This is a genomic window from Halobacillus sp. ABD4_316, assembly GCF_056161385.1.
In genome coordinates, this window is the sequence record NZ_JBSWZA010000020.1 from 1 (window position 1) to 589 (window position 589).

The window sequence follows — 589 nt, forward strand, 5'->3', positions numbered from 1 at the left end:
GTGGTGGTGAAGGCGAAGAGGTCACACCTGTTCCCATGCCGAACACAGCAGTTAAGCTCTTCAGCGCCGATGGTAGTCGGGTTTACCCCCGTGAGAGTAGGACGCTGCCACATTGATTCTCTTTCCTTATTGTTTTGAAGACTTTTATGATTCCAACGTAGCTCAGTGGTAGAGCAATCGGCTGTTAACCGATCGGTCGTAGGTTCGAATCCTACCGTTGGAGCCACTTGCTTCCATAGCTCAGTGGTAGAGCACTTCCATGGTAAGGAAGGGGTCGCCGGTTCAAATCCGGCTGGAAGCTCTGAAGGTTTTGTACGACTGGCCCGTTGGTCAAGTGGTTAAGACACCGCCCTTTCACGGCGGTAACACGGGTTCGAATCCCGTACGGGTCACCAATATGGAGGATTAGCTCAGCTGGGAGAGCACTTGCCTTACAAGCAAGGGGTCGCAGGTTCGATCCCTGCATCCTCCACCATATTTTAGCCGGCCTAGCTCAACTGGCAGAGCAACTGATTTGTAATCAGTAGGTTGGGGGTTCAAGTCCTCTGGCCGGCACCACTTTTCAAGTGGAGGGATAGCGAAGTTGGCC

5 tRNA genes and 1 rRNA gene are annotated in these 589 nt (G+C 53.0%); all 6 read left to right on the plus strand.

Annotated features, from left to right (window positions below):
* The 6 genes from rrf to ACXAJH_RS20455 all read left to right on the plus strand — a co-directional run bounded on the left by rrf (nt 1) and on the right by ACXAJH_RS20455 (nt 558).
* Nucleotides 1-113 (plus strand): 5S ribosomal RNA (gene rrf, locus ACXAJH_RS20430).
* 38 nt (nt 114-151) lie between these two features.
* Nucleotides 152-226, plus strand: a tRNA-Asn gene (locus tag ACXAJH_RS20435).
* Nucleotides 227-229: 3 nt separating this feature from the next.
* Nucleotides 230-301: transfer RNA gene (locus tag ACXAJH_RS20440), tRNA-Thr, on the plus strand.
* Between the two features lie 19 nt (nt 302-320).
* A tRNA-Glu gene (locus tag ACXAJH_RS20445) sits at nt 321-395 on the plus strand.
* Between the two features lie 4 nt (nt 396-399).
* Nucleotides 400-475: transfer RNA gene (locus ACXAJH_RS20450), tRNA-Val, on the plus strand.
* Nucleotides 476-482: 7 nt separating this feature from the next.
* Nucleotides 483-558: transfer RNA gene (locus ACXAJH_RS20455), tRNA-Thr, on the plus strand.
* Nucleotides 559-589 lie beyond the last annotated feature (31 nt).